The following is a 14,920-nucleotide window of genomic DNA, read 5'->3' as shown; positions in this document are numbered from 1 at the left end:
CAAACAGAATAGAAGGATGCTTATGAAAACACCATTTATTAGCCGAGAAGATTTAGAAACGATTGTTGCAGAGTTCCCAACTCCCTTTCACTTGTATGACGAGAAGGGGATTCGCGAAAAAGCAAGAGCGGTCAACCAAGCTTTTTCCTGGAACGAGGGCTTTAAGGAATATTTTGCAGTCAAGGCCACTCCAACCCCAGCCATCTTGAAAATCCTCAAAGAGGAAGGTTGTGGTGTGGACTGTTCCAGTTATGTGGAGCTCCTGATGAGTCATAAACTGGATTTTCCCGGTTCTGAGATCATGTTCTCATCAAACAATACTCCAGACCAAGAGTACGCTTATGCGCGTGAATTGGGCGCAACCATTAACTTGGATGCTCTTGAAGATGTTGAGCATCTAGAGCGAGCTGCAGGTATCCCAGAAATCATTTCCTGTCGTTACAATCCAGGCGGAGTCTTTGAGTTAGGAACAGACATCATGGACAATCCTGGGGAGGCCAAGTTTGGTATGACCAAGGATCAACTCTTTGAATCCTTTGCTGTTTTGAAGGAAAAAGGAGCCAAGACTTTTGGGATTCACTCTTTCCTAGCATCCAATACCGTGACCCATCTCTACTACCCAGAGTTAGCCCGCCAGCTCTTTGAATTAGCTGTGGAAATCAAAGAAAAATTGGGGATTTCACTGGACTTTATTAACCTTTCTGGCGGAATCGGTGTCAACTACCGTCCAGATCAGGAGCCAAATGACATTGCTGTGATTGGTGAAGAGGTGCGTAAGGTGTATGAGGAAGTCCTTACACCTGCAGGGCTTGGACAGGTCAAGATTTTCACTGAATTGGGCCGTTTTATGTTGGCGCCTCACGGAGTTCTTGTCACAAAAATCACTCATAAAAAGAAAACCTACCGCACCTATCTGGGTGTGGATGCATCAGCAGTCAACCTCATGCGCCCAGCCATGTATGGAGCCTACCACCATATCACCAATCTGACCCATCCAGACGGACCAGTTGAGGTGGTAGATGTGGTCGGTTCACTCTGCGAAAACAATGATAAATTTGCAGTGAATCGCGAACTGCCTCATACAGAAATCGGTGATTTGCTGGTGATTCATGATACAGGTGCACATGGATTCTCCATGGGTTACCAGTACAATGCCAAACTACGCTCGGCAGAAATCCTCTATACCGAAGAAGGAAAAGCCCGCCAAATCCGCCGTGCAGAGCGCCCTGAGGACTATTTCGCAACCTTGTATGGTTTTGATTTTGAACCCGATCATTAAAAAAATGAAAATGAAAGTGAAAAACAGATTGCTTTCTAAAAAATAGACAAAAATCTTGTTTTTCCCTCAAGTCGTGATATAATAAAACTATAAAACGGTTTCAAGGAAGGTGACGATATGTCTGAAGAAACAATTGACTATGGACAAGTGACAGGAATGGTGCATTCGACAGAGAGTTTTGGGGCGGTAGATGGTCCTGGGATTCGTTTTATTGTCTTTTTGCAAGGTTGTCACATGCGTTGCCAGTACTGCCATAACCCGGACACATGGGCTATGGAGACCAATAAATCACGCGAACGGACAGTAGACGATGTCTTGACAGAAGCCCTTCGTTATCGTGGTTTCTGGGGAGACAAGGGTGGTATCACTGTCAGTGGTGGAGAAGCTCTCTTACAGATTGATTTCCTAATTGCCCTCTTTACCAAGGCCAAGGAAAAAGGAATCCACTGCACCTTGGACACCTGTGCCCTTCCATTCCGTAATAAACCACGTTATCTCGAAAAGTTTAATAAACTCATGGCTGTGACAGATTTGGTTCTCTTGGATATCAAGGAAATCAACGAAGAACAGCACAAGATTGTAACCAGTCAAACCAATAAGAACATTTTGGCCTGTGCCCGATACCTATCAGATATTGGAAAACCTGTTTGGATTCGCCACGTATTGGTTCCAGGCTTGACAGATAGAGATGAGGACTTGATCGAACTCGGTAAGTTTGTCAAGACCCTCAAAAATGTTGATAAGTTTGAAATTCTTCCTTATCATACTATGGGTGAGTTCAAATGGCGTGAATTGGGAATTCCTTATTCGCTCGAAGGGGTAAAACCTCCAACAGCAGATCGCGTTAAGAATGCCAAGGAATTGATGGATACAGAAAGTTACCAAGACTACATGAAACGTGTTCATGGATAAAAAGGTGCCTGATGGAGACATCGGGCTTTTGTGATGCAAAAAGACTTAGCCTTTCAGCTAAGCCTTTTGAGTCTTATCTAGATCGTTGTTTGCCAGAGTTGCGGTTTTTCTTTTTCTTATTGGTCGTGATCGCTTGAGTCTGCTTAGGAGTCACGTCTTTTCTTGCACCTGCAGAAGGGCTGACTTTCGGAGGGTTCTTTTCGTATTCTTCACGTACTTTTTGACGAAGTTTTGGACGAACGACATAGTTGACGATAAACTGTTGGAGAATCATCATGAAACCACCGACAACCCAGTATAGTGTCACACTGGCTGGTGAGAAGAGGGAGAAGATAACAATCATGAGTGGGCTCATATAGATCATTTTCTTAAGTTGTTCTCTTTGCATCTCGTCTTCTACTCCATGAAGCGAGAGGAGAGATTGGATGTAGTAAAGAATACCTGCAAAGGCTACGAGGAGCATGCTTGGTGAGCCAAGATCAATTCCCAAGAAGTTAGAACCAGCAACTCCTTCAGTGTGTTGGGCAGCAAAGAAGATAGCAGAGAAGAAAGGCATTTGGAGCAAGATAGGGAAACATCCGACGCCTCCTAGCATGCTGATACCATGTTCTTTTTGGGCGGCAAAGAGAGCTTGTTGAGCCTCAAGTTTTTCTTCTTGAGTTGTTGCTTCTTTGAGACGTGTTTGATGTGGTTCAAGCACGTGTTTGAGGGCGTTCATCTTTTCAGAGTGAAGCGTCGCTTTCCACGATTGGTAGATACCGAGTGGCAAGATAATCAAACGCACGATAATGGTGACGATGATAATCCCCATCCCAAAACCAAGTCCCATATCATTAGCAAAGTATTTGATGGCCTCTGCCATAGGCGCTCCGATGGTGTTCCAGATAAATCCAGTCGGTTCTCCAGTCGTTTTATCAACAGAAACACAGCCTGTCAAGATAAGTAGCATAGCAACTCCCATAGCAGAGAGGGCAAAACGTTTAATAGATTTCAATGTTTTCATTCCTTCTTTAAAAATTATACCTTTCTATTCTACTGTTTTTTTGTAAAATATACAATAGTTCTGGAGACCTAATTTGCGACTTTGAAGTCTGAATAGGATGAAAAATTACTCATTTGCACATCTAGATAGGTGACTTTTGAGAAAGGTGTAGGGCCTTTTCGGATTTCTTGGATAAATTTTGCCATAGTGGCAGAGGAGTCTGTCTGAGCGAGAATTTCCACTGTACCATCGTCGTTATTCCAGACACGACCAGTGATGCCACCAATTTCAAGCGCTAGAGTATAAACGCCCCAGCGAAAACCAACACCCTGCACTCTACCTTGGGCAATCATTCTAACCTTTTGCATACTAACCCCCTTTAATTGTGTTATAATGTTTCTATGACTATTATAACCTCAAAAGCCAATTCTGTGGTGAAAAATGCCAAGAAATTGCATCAAAAAAAATATCGAAAGTTTGCCTATTTGATTGAAGGTTGGCACTTGTTTGAAGAAGCTGTTCAAGCTGGGGTGAGGTTTGAGAAAATCTTTGCTCTGGAAAGTCACCGAGATCAGTTAGCTGCTTTTCCTCAAACTATCTGGGTTTCAGAGGAGATTTTGCGGGACTTAGCAGATACGCAAACCCCTCAAGGGATTGTTGCAGTGATTCAAAAAGAAGAAGTGGGACAGCCTGATCTTCGTCAGGGAAAGTTTCTATTTTTAGAAGATGTTCAAGATCCTGGTAATGTGGGCACCATGATTCGGACGGCGGATGCTGCAGGTTTTACAGGGGTCATTGTTTCAGACAAGTCAGCGGATATATACAGTCTTAAGACCCTGCGTTCCATGCAAGGAAGTCATTTTCACTTGCCCATCTATCGTATGCCTGTTGCCACCTTTGTAGAAGAGGCAAAGAGGAGCAATTTGCCCATTCTGGCAACGACCTTATCGAGAGATTCAAAGGATTATCGTGAGCTTTCTCCCCTAGAAGACTTTGTTTTAGTCATGGGAAATGAAGGGCAAGGGATTAGTTCTGTCATGGCTGAGAGTGCTGATCAGCTGGTTCATATTGGAATGAAAGGCCGAGCAGAGAGTCTCAATGTTGCCATTGCGGCAGGTGTTTTGATGTTTTATTTCAGCTAATTTATAAAAACTTTGTTATAATCAAGACATATTTATAGAAAAAGGAGAATCAGAATGAATCAAACAATTATTCAAGAACGTTCAGGTCTCAATCAATTTTACGCTAAGGTTTATGCCTTTGTGGGACTTGGGATTGGCCTATCAGCTCTCGTGTCAGCTTTGATGTTGACAGTCTTTCAGTCCCAATTAGTCTACTTTTTAATGCATGGCCGTCTCTGGTTGATGATTGCAACTTTTGCAGAACTTGGTCTGGTCTTTGTTGCAAGTAGTATGGCTGCAAAAAATAGTCCAGCAGCTCTCCCAGTATTTTTAATTTATTCTGTTTTAAATGGCTTTACGCTGAGTTTTGTCGTAGCCTTCTATACACCGGGAACCGTCTTGTCAGCCTTTGTATCCAGCGCCCTTCTCTTCTTTGTCATGGCGGCAATCGGGATTTTCACCAAGAAAGATTTGAGTGGAATGGGCCGAGCTTTGATGGCTGCGCTTGTCGGGTTAATTATTGCTATGGTCGTGAATATTTTCTTGGCTAGTGGCTTCTTTGACTACATGATTAGCGTAGCCATGGTCTTGGTTTTCTCTGGTTTGATTGCTTGGGACAACCAAAAGATTCGCTATGTTTATGAGCAGTCACGAGGGCAAGTAGCGACAGGTTGGGTCATTTCAATGGCACTCAGTATTTACCTAGACTTTATCAACCTCTTCCTTAGCATCTTACGCATCTTTGGTCGAAACGATTAAAAGTCTATAGAGTCAGTGTTCCAAAGAGTACTGACTTTTTCTTATTTACCCTTTTCTTTTCTTGGAAATAGGTGTATAATGCTTTTAATTAATTTTTTGAGGAGTAGCCTATGAAGAAAAGTTTTATCCAGCAACAAGAAGAAATTTCCTTTGTCAAAAACACTTTTACCCAGTATTTGAAAGATAAGTTAGAAGTTGTCGAAGTTCAAGGTCCTATCTTGAGTAGGGTCGGCGATGGGATGCAGGATAACCTTTCAGGTGTTGAAAATGCAGTAACTGTGAAGGTCTTGCAAATTCCAGATGAAACCTACGAGGTCGTTCATTCACTTGCTAAATGGAAACGCCATACCTTGGCTCGTTTTAGTTTCGGTGAGGGTGAGGGTCTATTTGTTCACATGAAGGCCCTTCGTCCAGACGAAGATTCGTTGGATGCGACCCACTCTGTTTATGTGGACCAGTGGGACTGGGAGAAGGTGATTCCAAATGGTCAACGCAATATCGCCTATCTCAAAGAAACTGTTGAAAAGATTTACAAGGCTATCCGTCTGACAGAGCTAGCCGTAGAAGCCCGCTACGATATCGAATCCATCTTGCCAAAACAAATCACCTTCATCCATACAGAAGAGTTGGTGGAACGCTATCCAGATTTGACACCGAAAGAGCGTGAAAATGCAATCTGTAAAGAGTTCGGTGCAGTCTTCTTGATTGGTATTGGTGGTGAGTTGCCTGACGGGAAACCTCATGATGGCCGTGCACCTGACTACGATGACTGGACAACAGAGTCTGAGAATGGCTACAAAGGGTTGAATGGCGATATTCTAGTTTGGAACGAATCTCTTGGTTGTGCCTTTGAACTTTCTTCTATGGGGATTCGGGTAGATGAAGATACACTTCGTCGCCAAGTGGCTCTTACAGGAGACGAAGATCGTCTGGAGTTGGAATGGCATAAAGCCCTGCTTAACGGCCTTTTCCCACTGACAATCGGTGGGGGTATCGGACAGTCTCGGATGGCCATGTTCCTTCTTCGCAAGAAACACATCGGAGAGGTTCAGACCAGTGTTTGGCCGCAAGAAGTCCGCGACACTTACGAAAATATCTTGTAGGGAATCGAACCGTAAGGTTCGGTTTTCTTTCTCTTTTTTTCCATAATTTGGTATAATAAACGGTATGAAAATCGTATCAGGAATCTACAGAGGGCGTCCCCTCAAGACGCTAGAAGGCAAGACGACTAGGCCGACATCAGATAAGGTGCGTGGAGCTATCTTTAACATGATTGGTCCTTATTTTGAGGGTGGTCATGTCTTGGATCTTTATGCAGGCAGTGGCGGTCTGTCTATTGAAGCTGTGTCAAGAGGCATGTCCCATGCTGTTTTAGTAGAACGGGATCGAAAGGCACAAGCTGTCATCACTGAAAATATCCAGATGACCAAGGAAGTTTCTAAATTTCAGCTCTTAAAGATGGAAGCTGAACGGGCCTTGGAGCAAGTGACAGGTCCCTTTGATCTGGTCTTTTTAGACCCTCCCTATGCAAAAGAACAAATCGTTGCAGATATCGAAAAAATGGCAGAAAGGAATCTCTTCTCCCAAGAGGTCATGGTCGTCTGCGAAACCGATAAGTCTGTAGAACTCCCAGAAGAAATCGCCTGCTTAGGCATCTGGAAGGAAAAAATATATGGGATTAGTAAGGTGACAGTTTATGTCAGATAAAATTGGATTATTTACAGGATCATTTGATCCGATGACAAATGGACATCTGGATATCATTGAACGTGCCAGCAAACTCTTTGATAAGCTCTATGTCGGGGTTTTCTACAATCCCCACAAACAAGGTTTTCTCCCTGTTGAAAATCGCAAACGAGCAGTTGAAAAAGCCCTAGCGCATTTAGAAAATGTAGAGGTCATGGCTTCTCATGACCAATTAGTTGTTGATGTTGCAAGAAAACTGGGAGCTAAAACTCTTGTCCGTGGCTTGCGGAATGCCGCAGACTTGCAATATGAGGCTAGTTTTGATTACTACAATCATCAACTGGCTCCAGAGATTGAGACTGTCTACCTACATAGTCGCCCAGAGCATCTCTATATCAGCTCGTCAGCCATGAGAGAGCTCCTGAAGTTTGGTCAGGAGATTCGGCAATATGTCCCAAACAGTGTTGTGGAGGAATTAGAACATGAAGAAAAAAACTAGATGGCCCTTATATGTCATCCTAGCACTAGTATTGACTTTTTTAGCCTTTGTAGTACCTTTACCATACTACATAGAAGTTCCAGGTGGAGCGGAAGATATTCGTCAAGTTTTGAAAGTCAATGAAACAGAAGATACAGAAGCAGGGGCCTACCAGTTTGTAACAGTCGGTATTCGGCATGCAACCCTGTCGCATCTTGTCTATGCTTGGCTGACTCCATTTACGGATATTAGAAGCGCTCAGGAGACAACGGGTGGTTCTACTGATGCAGAGTTTATGCGGATCAATCAGTTCTACATGCAAACATCCCAAAATATGGCCAAGTATCAAGGTTTGAAGACGGCTGGTAAAGATATCGAACTCAAGTATCTAGGAGTTTATGTCTTAACTGTGACGGATAATTCAACTTTTAAGGGTATTCTGAATATTGCAGACACGGTGACGGCTGTTAATGACAAAACATTTGACAGTTCAAAAGACTTGATTGATTATGTCAACTCTCAAAAACTAGGCGATCCAGTCAAGGTAACCTACGAAGAAGACGGAAGAGTCAAGACTGCTGAAGGTAAAATTATCACTCTCGAAAACGGAAAAAACGGGATTGGAATTGGTCTGATTGACCGTACGGAAGTGACCAGTGATGTTCCAATTCGCTTTTCAACAGCTGGTATTGGCGGGCCAAGTGCCGGTCTCATGTTTAGCTTAGCTATCTACACCCAGATAGCAGATCCAGGACTTCGTAATGGTCGCATCGTTGCGGGAACGGGAACCATTGATCGCGATGGGAATGTTGGCGACATCGGTGGAATTGACAAAAAAGTGGTGGCAGCCTCTCGTCAGGGAGCCAACATCTTTTTTGCTCCTGACAATCCAGTCACCGAGGAAGCGAAAAAAGCAGATCCCAATGCGAAAAGCAACTATGAAACAGCCTTAGAAACTGCTAAAACGATCAAAACAGAGATGAAAATCGTTCCCGTTAAGACCTTGCAGGATGCGATCGATTACCTTAAAAACAATCCCTAATTCGTAGAAAAATCGAAAACTAGCGCGCAAGCGGATAAGATGGTATAATAGTCAAATGGTTCAATTATTATTCACTCTAAGTAGTCATATACTCTTTATTTATTTGAGTTTTTACCTTTTAAAGGATCTTGTGAGATGGGAAAAGGTTTTAAAAGTGACCGCTACTAACACAAAAAAGGTTCGTTTGTTGGTAGGCTTCTTTAGTATTGTAATGGGCTACATCTTGAGTTCATTCTTTATCAGTTTGTACCAACTGTGGCAAGAAGCGCTTATAGGACTGTTATAAAATCAAAAGTAAAGGAAAAACTATGGAAAAAATTGTGGTTCAAGGCGGAGATAATCGTCTGGTCGGGAGTGTGACCATCGAGGGAGCAAAGAATGCCGTCTTGCCCTTGTTGGCAGCGACTATTCTAGCAAGCAAGGGTAAGACAGTCTTGCAGAATGTTCCAATCTTGTCAGATGTTTTCACCATGAATCAAGTGGTTCGAGGTCTGAATGCCAAGGTGGACTTTGATGAGGAAGCACATGTTGTCGAAGTCGATGCGACTGGAGATATCACGGAGGAAGCTCCGTATAAGTATGTCAGCAAGATGCGGGCATCCATTGTTGTCTTGGGACCAATCCTTGCTCGCGTAGGCCACGCCAAGGTATCCATGCCAGGGGGATGTACCATCGGGAGTCGTCCAATTGATCTCCACCTCAAGGGCTTGGAAGCTATGGGAGCTAAGATCAGCCAGACAGCTGGTTACATCGAAGCCAAGGCGGAACGCCTGCACGGCGCTCATATCTACATGGACTTTCCTAGTGTCGGCGCAACACAAAATCTGATGATGGCAGCAACTCTAGCTGATGGTGTGACAGTGATAGAAAATGCTGCGCGTGAGCCGGAAATTGTTGACCTTGCTATCCTTCTTAATGAAATGGGGGCTAAGGTCAAGGGAGCTGGTACTGAAACAATCACAGTGACTGGTGTCGAGGAACTCCATGGAACAACTCATAATGTGGTACAGGACCGTATCGAAGCTGGAACCTTTATGGTGGCGGCAGCCATGACAGGTGGCGATGTCCTCATTCGAGATGCGGTCTGGGAACATAATCGTCCCTTGATTGCCAAACTATTGGAAATGGGAGTTGAGGTGACAGAGGAGTCGGAAGGTATTCGTGTCCGTTCTCAGCTGGAAAATCTTAAAGCTGTTCATGTAAAAACCTTGCCACATCCAGGATTTCCAACAGATATGCAGGCTCAATTTACAGCCTTGATGACTGTCGCAAAAGGGGAATCCACCATGTTGGAAACGGTGTTTGAGAATCGTTTCCAACATCTGGAGGAAATGCGTCGGATGGGCTTGCGTTCGGAGATTATCCGTGATACAGCTCGCATTGTTGGGGGACAGGCTTTACAGGGGGCAGAAGTTCTATCAACGGACCTTCGCGCTAGTGCTGCTTTGATTCTGACAGGTTTGGTAGCGCAAGGAGAGACAGTTGTCGGTAAATTAGTCCACCTTGATAGAGGTTACTACCGCTTCCATGAGAAGTTAGCTCAGCTAGGAGCAAAGATTCAGCGGATTGAGGTTAAGGATGAAGAATAAAAACATACGTTATGTACTCCGTCGCTTACTGTTGATTTTTATCGTACTCTTGCTGGGATTCCTCGCCTTAGGAATCGGCTTGATGATCGGCTATGGCATCTTAGGAAAGGGACAGGATCCATGGGCAATCTTGTCTCCAGCAAAGTGGCAGGAATTGATTAGCAAATTTACAGGAAATTAGGCTGGGAGACCAGTCTTTTTCTAAAGAAATAAGGAGAAAAATGAACAAAAAAACGAGACAGGCTCTGATAGGGCTACTCATATTCTTACTATTATCTGCTGGTAGCTATTATATCAAGCAGATGCAGTTGACATCAAACACGCCTAAAACCAAAGTTAGTCAGAAAAAACAAGCTTCAGAAGCTCCTAGTCAGGAGTTGGCTGAAAGTGTCTTAACTGAGTCAATCAAAAACCAAATCAAGGGTGATCTCGAGTGGAATGGAGCAGGGGCCTTCATTGTCAATGGCAATAAAACCAATCTAGATGCCAAGGTTTCTAGCAAACCCTATGCGGATAATAAAACAAAACCAGTCGGGAAAGAGACAGTCCCAACTGTTGCCAATGCCATCTTATCCAAAGCCACTCGTCAGTATAAGAATCGTGAAGAGACTGGAAATGGATCTACCTCTTGGACGCCACCAGGGTGGCATCAGGTCAAGAATCTAAAGGGGACCTATACACATGCAGTTGACAGAGGACACCTGCTGGGCTATGCCTTAATAGGTGGTTTGGATGGTTTTGATGCCTCTACCAGCAATCCCAAGAACATTGCAGTCCAGACAGCTTGGGCGAATCAAGCGCAAGCTGAGGATTCGACAGGTCAGAACTACTATGAGAGTTTGGTCAGAAAAGCCTTGGACCAGAATAAGAGAGTCCGTTATCGGGTGACGCTTCACTATGCGACAAATGAGGATCTAGTTCCATCCGCTTCACAAATCGAAGCCAAGTCTTCGGATGGTGAATTGGAATTCAATGTCCTGATCCCCAATGTTCAAAAGGGAATCCAGCTTGATTACCGAACAGGTCAAGTCACAGTGACAAACTAGAAACAATCTACAAAAGAACAAAAATCGCTCCTTTGTTTATCATACGATAAGGGAGCGATTGTATAAATTGGAAAATAATGTGATTCCTACGCTAATTTGTGATATAATGGAACACAAGATACTATTTTAGGAGAAGGACTATGGAAGACCCGAGCAGTCAGGATTTGTTACTGCAATTTGTACTTTTAGTTGTATTGACCTTTTTAAATGCCTTTTTCTCAGCTACAGAAATGGCTATGGTGTCACTAAATCGTGCCCGAGTAGAGCAAAAAGCGGAAGAAGGAGATAAACGTTATATCCGTTTGTTAAAGGTACTTGAAAACCCTAATCACTTTTTATCAACGATTCAAGTCGGTATCACCTTAATCACGATCTTGTCAGGGGCCAAATTGGCGGATACCCTTGGACAAGTGATCGCATCTTGGATGGGAAGCGGAGAGACGGCTTACGCCATTGCAAGTTTCCTCTCTTTGGCATTCTTGACCTATATCTCCATTGTTTTTGGTGAACTCTATCCTAAGCGGATTGCCCTCAATCTGAAAGATGCTTTGGCGATTCGAACAGCACCAATTATTATTGGTCTTGGAAAGATTGTAAGTCCCTTTGTCTGGCTGTTATCTGCTTCAACTAATTTGTTGAGCCGTGTGACGCCAATGACCTTTGATGATGCTGATGAAAAGATGACACGTGATGAAATAGAGTACATGCTCACCAATAGTGAAGAAACACTGGATGCAGATGAGATTGAAATGCTACAGGGGATCTTCTCTTTAGATGAGCTGATGGCTCGTGAGCTGATGGTGCCCCGAACCGACGCCTTCATGGTGGATATTCAGGATGACAGCCAAACGATTATCCAAAGTATTTTGAAGCAAAATTTCTCACGTATCCCTGTTTATGATGGGGATAAGGACAATGTGATTGGTTTGATTCATACCAAGCGTTTGCTAAACGCCGCCTATGCAGATGGCTTTGAAAATATTGTCTGGAAGCGAATCCTCCAAACGCCACTATTTGTGCCTGAGACCATCTTTGTGGATGACCTCCTTAAAGAGCTTCGAAATACCCAAAATCAAATGGCAATCTTACTAGACGAATACGGTGGTATGGCTGGTTTGGTAACTCTGGAAGACCTCCTAGAGGAAATCGTTGGCGAAATTGATGACGAAACGGACAGAGCAGAAATCGAAGTCCATCAAATCGGTGAAGATACCTATATTGCACAGGGAACCATGAATCTTAATGACTTCAACGACTACTTTGGCGTTGAACTAGAAAGCGATGATGTGGATACTATCGCCGGTTATTATTTGACGGGTGTTGGTACGATTCCAACAACTGAGAAAATTAGTTATGAACTGGTCAGTCAAAACAAGCAGATTGTCTTGACCAATGATAAGGTAAAAAATGGACGTGTTACCAAGGTAAAAGTTCAAATCACCGAAATAGAACCCGAAGAAGAAACCGAGTAAAACAGTGATTTTCGTCACTGTTTTTTTATTCGCCCTAAATTCGCCCCCAAAATTTTTTCAAAGTTATCCTTATTTATCCGAAGAAAAAAACAAAAAAGCCCGATTTACGGGCTTTTCATTCGGTTAATTCCTGTTATTTCAGGTACTGAAAGGCGGTAGACGGATTTGAACCGACGATCAAGCTTTTGCAGAGCCGTGCCTTACCACTTGGCTATACCGCCTCAACGTTTAATATTATACCTTGAAAATGATTCTACGTCAATAGTTTCTTAATCGAAAATCCAATTTAGAAGATTGCCCTTTCTGATTGGATGGAAAAATGGGGAGAGAAAATCTGAAAATCAGGCTTTATAGAGCCTTAACCTCCCTTTTGATTCTATAGATAGCAAACAAAGAATAGAAAAATTTGATAAATGAAAGTTTTTTGTGGTTACACGCCTAAATATTCTGAAAATTCGTTTACTTTTTGAGAAATCTATGGTATAATTGGCAATAAGCCTAAATTTTTTAAGAGGAGTTACATACATGAAAAAAAGTAGAGTATTTGTTACAGCAGGGATTGCTTTGCTGGCAACTGGCGTTCTCGCTGCTTGTGGTTCTTCAAAATCATCTGATTCAACAGCTCCAAAATCCTATGGTTATGTTTATTCAGCTGACCCAGAAACATTGGATTACCTCATTTCAGGGAAACAAAGTACCAAAATTGCCACTTCAAATGGTATCGATGGTCTCTTTACAAATGATAAATATGGGAATTTGACTCCTGCAGTTGCAGAAGACTGGTCAGTCTCAAAAGATGGGTTGACTTATACCTACAAGATTCGTAAAGGTGTCAAATGGATGACATCAGATGGCGAAGAGTATGCTGAAGTGACAGCTAAAGACTTCGTAAATGGCTTGAAACACGCAGCTGATAACAAGTCTGAAGCACTTTATCTAGCAGAAGATTCAGTTAAAGGTCTAGCTGACTATAAAGCTGGAAACAATAAAGACTTTTCTTCAGTAGGTGTGAAAGCAGTTGACGATTATACACTTGAGTATACTTTGAACAAACCCGAACCATACTGGAACTCTAAGATGGCTTATTCAATCTTCTGGCCATTGAACGAAGAATTTGAAAAATCAAAAGGATCTGACTTTGCTAAAGCGACTGACCCTACATCATTGCTTTACAATGGACCATTCTTGCTGAAAGGTTTGACTGCTAAGTCTTCTATCGAGTTCGCTAAAAATGAACAATACTGGGATAAAGACAATGTTCATCTTGATAAAGTAACACTTGCTTACTATGATGGTTCAGACCAAGAGTCTATTGAACGTAACTTTACAAGTGGAGCTTATAGCTATGCCCGTCTTTACCCAACAAGTTCAAACTACTCTAAAGTAGAAGAAACCTACAAGGAAAATATCTTCTACACCCCATCAGGACCTGGTGTTGGTGGTTTGGGTGTGAATATTGACCGCCAAGGTTACAAATACACTTCTAAGACAACTGACGAAGAGAAGACTTCTACTAAGAAAGCCCTTCTTAACAAGGACTTCCGTCAAGCCTTGAACTTTGCCTTTGACCGTACGTCTTACTCAGCTCAAGTAAATGGTAAAGAAGGTGCTCCTCGTGCCGTTCGTAACCTCTTTGTAAAACCTGACTTTGTCTCTGCTGGCGAAAAAACTTTCGGTGACTTGGTGACTGATAAGATGGCTACTTACGGTGATGAATGGAAGAACGTAAACTTTGCTGATGGTCAAGATGGACTCTTCAACGCCGATAAAGCCAAAGCTGAATTTGCGAAAGCCAAAACAGCATTGGAAGCAGAAGGTGTAAAATTCCCTATCCATTTGGATGTCCCAGTAGACCAAACAGCTAAAAACTATATCGCACGTATTCAATCCTTCAAACAATCCGTTGAAACAGTGCTTGGTGAAGGCAATGTAGTCATCGATATCCAACAAGTTTCTAAAGATGAGTTTACTAATATTACCTACTATGCGGCGAATGCAGCAGCAGAAGATTGGGATCTCTCAGGAGCAGTTGCATGGAACCCAGACTATGAAGATCCGTCAACTTACCTTGATATCTTGAAAACAACGAATGCTGAACAAACAAAAACATACATGGGTTACGAAGGTGCAGATAACGCTGCGGCGGCTCAAGTTGGTTTGAAAGAATACGATAAACTAGTTGATGAAGCTGCTAAAGAAACAAGCGATTTGAATGTTCGTTATGAAAAATACGCGGCTGCTCAAGCTTGGTTGACAGATAGCTCACTCTTCTTGCCAGCTATGTCATCAACTGGTGCTGCACCATTCATTTCTCGTGTTGTACCATTCACAGCATCATACAGCCAGTCTGGAGATAAGGGCTCAGATGTATACTTCAAGTATATTCAGTTACAAGACAAGGTAGTAACCAAGGCTGACTATGAACAAGCTCGTGAGAAATGGCTCAAAGAGAAAAAAGAATCAAACGAAAAAGTTCAAAAAGAATTGGCTAATCACGTTAAATAAATAACTCTCAAGAGAACTTTCTCTCCATGAGGAGAAGGTTCTTTTGGGA

Annotated in this window: 16 protein-coding genes and 1 tRNA gene; 14 read left to right on the top strand and 3 right to left on the bottom strand. The window is 42.8% G+C overall.

The window, feature by feature from the left end; translation table 11 throughout:
• Positions 1 to 22: 22 nt before the first annotated feature.
• The gene (locus tag I6G42_RS00595) at positions 23 to 1,279 is read left to right on the top strand and encodes a diaminopimelate decarboxylase (RefSeq protein WP_038804581.1); all 1,257 of its coding nucleotides are present in this window, start codon (positions 23 to 25) and stop codon (positions 1,277 to 1,279) included.
• A 117-nt stretch (positions 1,280 to 1,396) separates the two neighbouring features.
• Positions 1,397 to 2,191, top strand: coding sequence for a pyruvate formate-lyase-activating protein (pflA, locus tag I6G42_RS00590; RefSeq protein ID WP_038804580.1), 795 nt, complete (start codon positions 1,397 to 1,399; stop codon positions 2,189 to 2,191).
• Positions 2,192 to 2,264: 73 nt separating this feature from the next.
• Here the strand turns inward: pflA and yidC are convergent, their stop codons facing one another.
• Positions 2,265 to 3,185: a membrane protein insertase YidC gene (yidC, locus tag I6G42_RS00585; RefSeq protein WP_038804799.1), complete on the bottom strand. Its 921-nt coding sequence runs from the start codon at positions 3,183 to 3,185 to the stop codon at positions 2,265 to 2,267.
• Between the two features lie 77 nt (positions 3,186 to 3,262).
• Positions 3,263 to 3,541, bottom strand: coding sequence for an acylphosphatase (locus I6G42_RS00580; RefSeq protein ID WP_038804579.1), 279 nt, complete (start codon positions 3,539 to 3,541; stop codon positions 3,263 to 3,265).
• Positions 3,542 to 3,574: 33 nt separating this feature from the next.
• On the opposite strand from I6G42_RS00580, the gene I6G42_RS00575 reads away from it, so the two are divergent.
• The 11 genes from I6G42_RS00575 to I6G42_RS00525 all read left to right on the top strand — a co-directional run bounded on the left by I6G42_RS00575 (position 3,575) and on the right by I6G42_RS00525 (position 12,366).
• On the top strand, positions 3,575 to 4,315 hold the full coding sequence (locus I6G42_RS00575; RefSeq protein WP_038804577.1) for a TrmH family RNA methyltransferase: 741 nt from the start codon (positions 3,575 to 3,577) through the stop codon (positions 4,313 to 4,315).
• Between the two features lie 54 nt (positions 4,316 to 4,369).
• On the top strand, positions 4,370 to 5,053 hold the full coding sequence (locus I6G42_RS00570; protein ID WP_038804576.1) for a Bax inhibitor-1/YccA family protein: 684 nt from the start codon (positions 4,370 to 4,372) through the stop codon (positions 5,051 to 5,053).
• 110 nt (positions 5,054 to 5,163) lie between these two features.
• A complete protein-coding gene (gene asnA / locus I6G42_RS00565) occupies positions 5,164 to 6,156 on the top strand; it encodes an aspartate--ammonia ligase (RefSeq protein ID WP_038804575.1) in 993 nt (330 codons plus the stop codon).
• A gap of 64 nt (positions 6,157 to 6,220) precedes the next feature.
• Positions 6,221 to 6,760, top strand: a complete 540-nt coding sequence (gene rsmD, locus I6G42_RS00560) for a 16S rRNA (guanine(966)-N(2))-methyltransferase RsmD (RefSeq protein ID WP_038804574.1) — start codon at positions 6,221 to 6,223, stop codon at positions 6,758 to 6,760.
• The gene (coaD, locus tag I6G42_RS00555) at positions 6,750 to 7,238 is read left to right on the top strand and encodes a pantetheine-phosphate adenylyltransferase (RefSeq protein ID WP_038804573.1); all 489 of its coding nucleotides are present in this window, start codon (positions 6,750 to 6,752) and stop codon (positions 7,236 to 7,238) included. The genes rsmD and coaD overlap by 11 nt, the downstream gene beginning before the upstream one ends.
• Positions 7,222 to 8,259 carry a SepM family pheromone-processing serine protease gene (locus I6G42_RS00550; RefSeq protein ID WP_038804572.1) on the top strand — a complete coding sequence of 346 codons (1,038 nt, stop codon included), beginning with the start codon at positions 7,222 to 7,224 and terminating at the stop codon, positions 8,257 to 8,259. Before coaD ends, I6G42_RS00550 begins: the two co-directional genes overlap by 17 nt.
• Positions 8,260 to 8,314: 55 nt before the next feature.
• Positions 8,315 to 8,545 (top strand): DUF1146 family protein, encoded by a 231-nt coding sequence (locus tag I6G42_RS00545; RefSeq protein ID WP_080563327.1) that lies wholly within the window; start codon positions 8,315 to 8,317, stop codon positions 8,543 to 8,545.
• Between the two features lie 22 nt (positions 8,546 to 8,567).
• On the top strand, positions 8,568 to 9,848 hold the full coding sequence (gene murA / locus I6G42_RS00540; protein ID WP_038804571.1) for a UDP-N-acetylglucosamine 1-carboxyvinyltransferase: 1,281 nt from the start codon (positions 8,568 to 8,570) through the stop codon (positions 9,846 to 9,848).
• On the top strand, positions 9,838 to 10,029 hold the full coding sequence (locus I6G42_RS00535) for a DNA-directed RNA polymerase subunit beta (protein ID WP_000791880.1): 192 nt from the start codon (positions 9,838 to 9,840) through the stop codon (positions 10,027 to 10,029). Before murA ends, I6G42_RS00535 begins: the two co-directional genes overlap by 11 nt.
• A 40-nt stretch (positions 10,030 to 10,069) precedes the next feature.
• Positions 10,070 to 10,894, top strand: a complete 825-nt coding sequence (locus I6G42_RS00530; protein ID WP_038804570.1) for a DNA/RNA non-specific endonuclease — start codon at positions 10,070 to 10,072, stop codon at positions 10,892 to 10,894.
• A gap of 140 nt (positions 10,895 to 11,034) precedes the next feature.
• Positions 11,035 to 12,366, top strand: a complete 1,332-nt coding sequence (locus tag I6G42_RS00525; protein ID WP_038804569.1) for a hemolysin family protein — start codon at positions 11,035 to 11,037, stop codon at positions 12,364 to 12,366.
• Positions 12,367 to 12,516: 150 nt separating this feature from the next.
• Here the strand turns inward: I6G42_RS00525 and I6G42_RS00520 are convergent.
• Positions 12,517 to 12,587, bottom strand: a tRNA-Cys gene (locus I6G42_RS00520).
• A gap of 304 nt (positions 12,588 to 12,891) precedes the next feature.
• Between I6G42_RS00520 and I6G42_RS00515 the strand changes: the two genes are divergently transcribed.
• Positions 12,892 to 14,871 carry a peptide ABC transporter substrate-binding protein gene (locus I6G42_RS00515; RefSeq protein WP_038804568.1) on the top strand — a complete coding sequence of 660 codons (1,980 nt, stop codon included), beginning with the start codon at positions 12,892 to 12,894 and terminating at the stop codon, positions 14,869 to 14,871.
• Positions 14,872 to 14,920: the final 49 nt, after the last annotated feature.

This window comes from Streptococcus oralis (genome assembly GCF_016028255.1).
Taxonomy (GTDB): domain Bacteria; phylum Bacillota; class Bacilli; order Lactobacillales; family Streptococcaceae; genus Streptococcus; species Streptococcus oralis_AC.
Note: the sequence above shows the minus strand (reverse complement) of the source record. Positions and strands in the feature narration are given on the sequence as shown.

Bases quoted from the DNA above. Each gene is read 5' to 3' on its own strand.
- I6G42_RS00575 (WP_038804577.1), top strand. From the start codon at position 3,575: ATGACTATTATAACCTCAAAAGCCAATTCTGTGGTGAAAAATGCCAAG.
- coaD (WP_038804573.1), top strand. From the start codon at position 6,750: ATGTCAGATAAAATTGGATTATTTACAGGATCATTTGATCCGATGACA.
- murA (WP_038804571.1), top strand. From the start codon at position 8,568: ATGGAAAAAATTGTGGTTCAAGGCGGAGATAATCGTCTGGTCGGGAGT.
- pflA (WP_038804580.1), top strand. From the start codon at position 1,397: ATGTCTGAAGAAACAATTGACTATGGACAAGTGACAGGAATGGTGCAT.
- I6G42_RS00595 (WP_038804581.1), top strand. From the start codon at position 23: ATGAAAACACCATTTATTAGCCGAGAAGATTTAGAAACGATTGTTGCA.
- I6G42_RS00515 (WP_038804568.1), top strand. From the start codon at position 12,892: ATGAAAAAAAGTAGAGTATTTGTTACAGCAGGGATTGCTTTGCTGGCA.
- I6G42_RS00530 (WP_038804570.1), top strand. From the start codon at position 10,070: ATGAACAAAAAAACGAGACAGGCTCTGATAGGGCTACTCATATTCTTA.
- I6G42_RS00570 (WP_038804576.1), top strand. From the start codon at position 4,370: ATGAATCAAACAATTATTCAAGAACGTTCAGGTCTCAATCAATTTTAC.
- I6G42_RS00580 (WP_038804579.1), bottom strand. From the start codon at position 3,541: ATGCAAAAGGTTAGAATGATTGCCCAAGGTAGAGTGCAGGGTGTTGGT.
- asnA (WP_038804575.1), top strand. From the start codon at position 5,164: ATGAAGAAAAGTTTTATCCAGCAACAAGAAGAAATTTCCTTTGTCAAA.
- I6G42_RS00535 (WP_000791880.1), top strand. From the start codon at position 9,838: ATGAAGAATAAAAACATACGTTATGTACTCCGTCGCTTACTGTTGATT.
- I6G42_RS00525 (WP_038804569.1), top strand. From the start codon at position 11,035: ATGGAAGACCCGAGCAGTCAGGATTTGTTACTGCAATTTGTACTTTTA.
- rsmD (WP_038804574.1), top strand. From the start codon at position 6,221: ATGAAAATCGTATCAGGAATCTACAGAGGGCGTCCCCTCAAGACGCTA.
- I6G42_RS00550 (WP_038804572.1), top strand. From the start codon at position 7,222: ATGAAGAAAAAAACTAGATGGCCCTTATATGTCATCCTAGCACTAGTA.
- I6G42_RS00545 (WP_080563327.1), top strand. From the start codon at position 8,315: ATGGTTCAATTATTATTCACTCTAAGTAGTCATATACTCTTTATTTAT.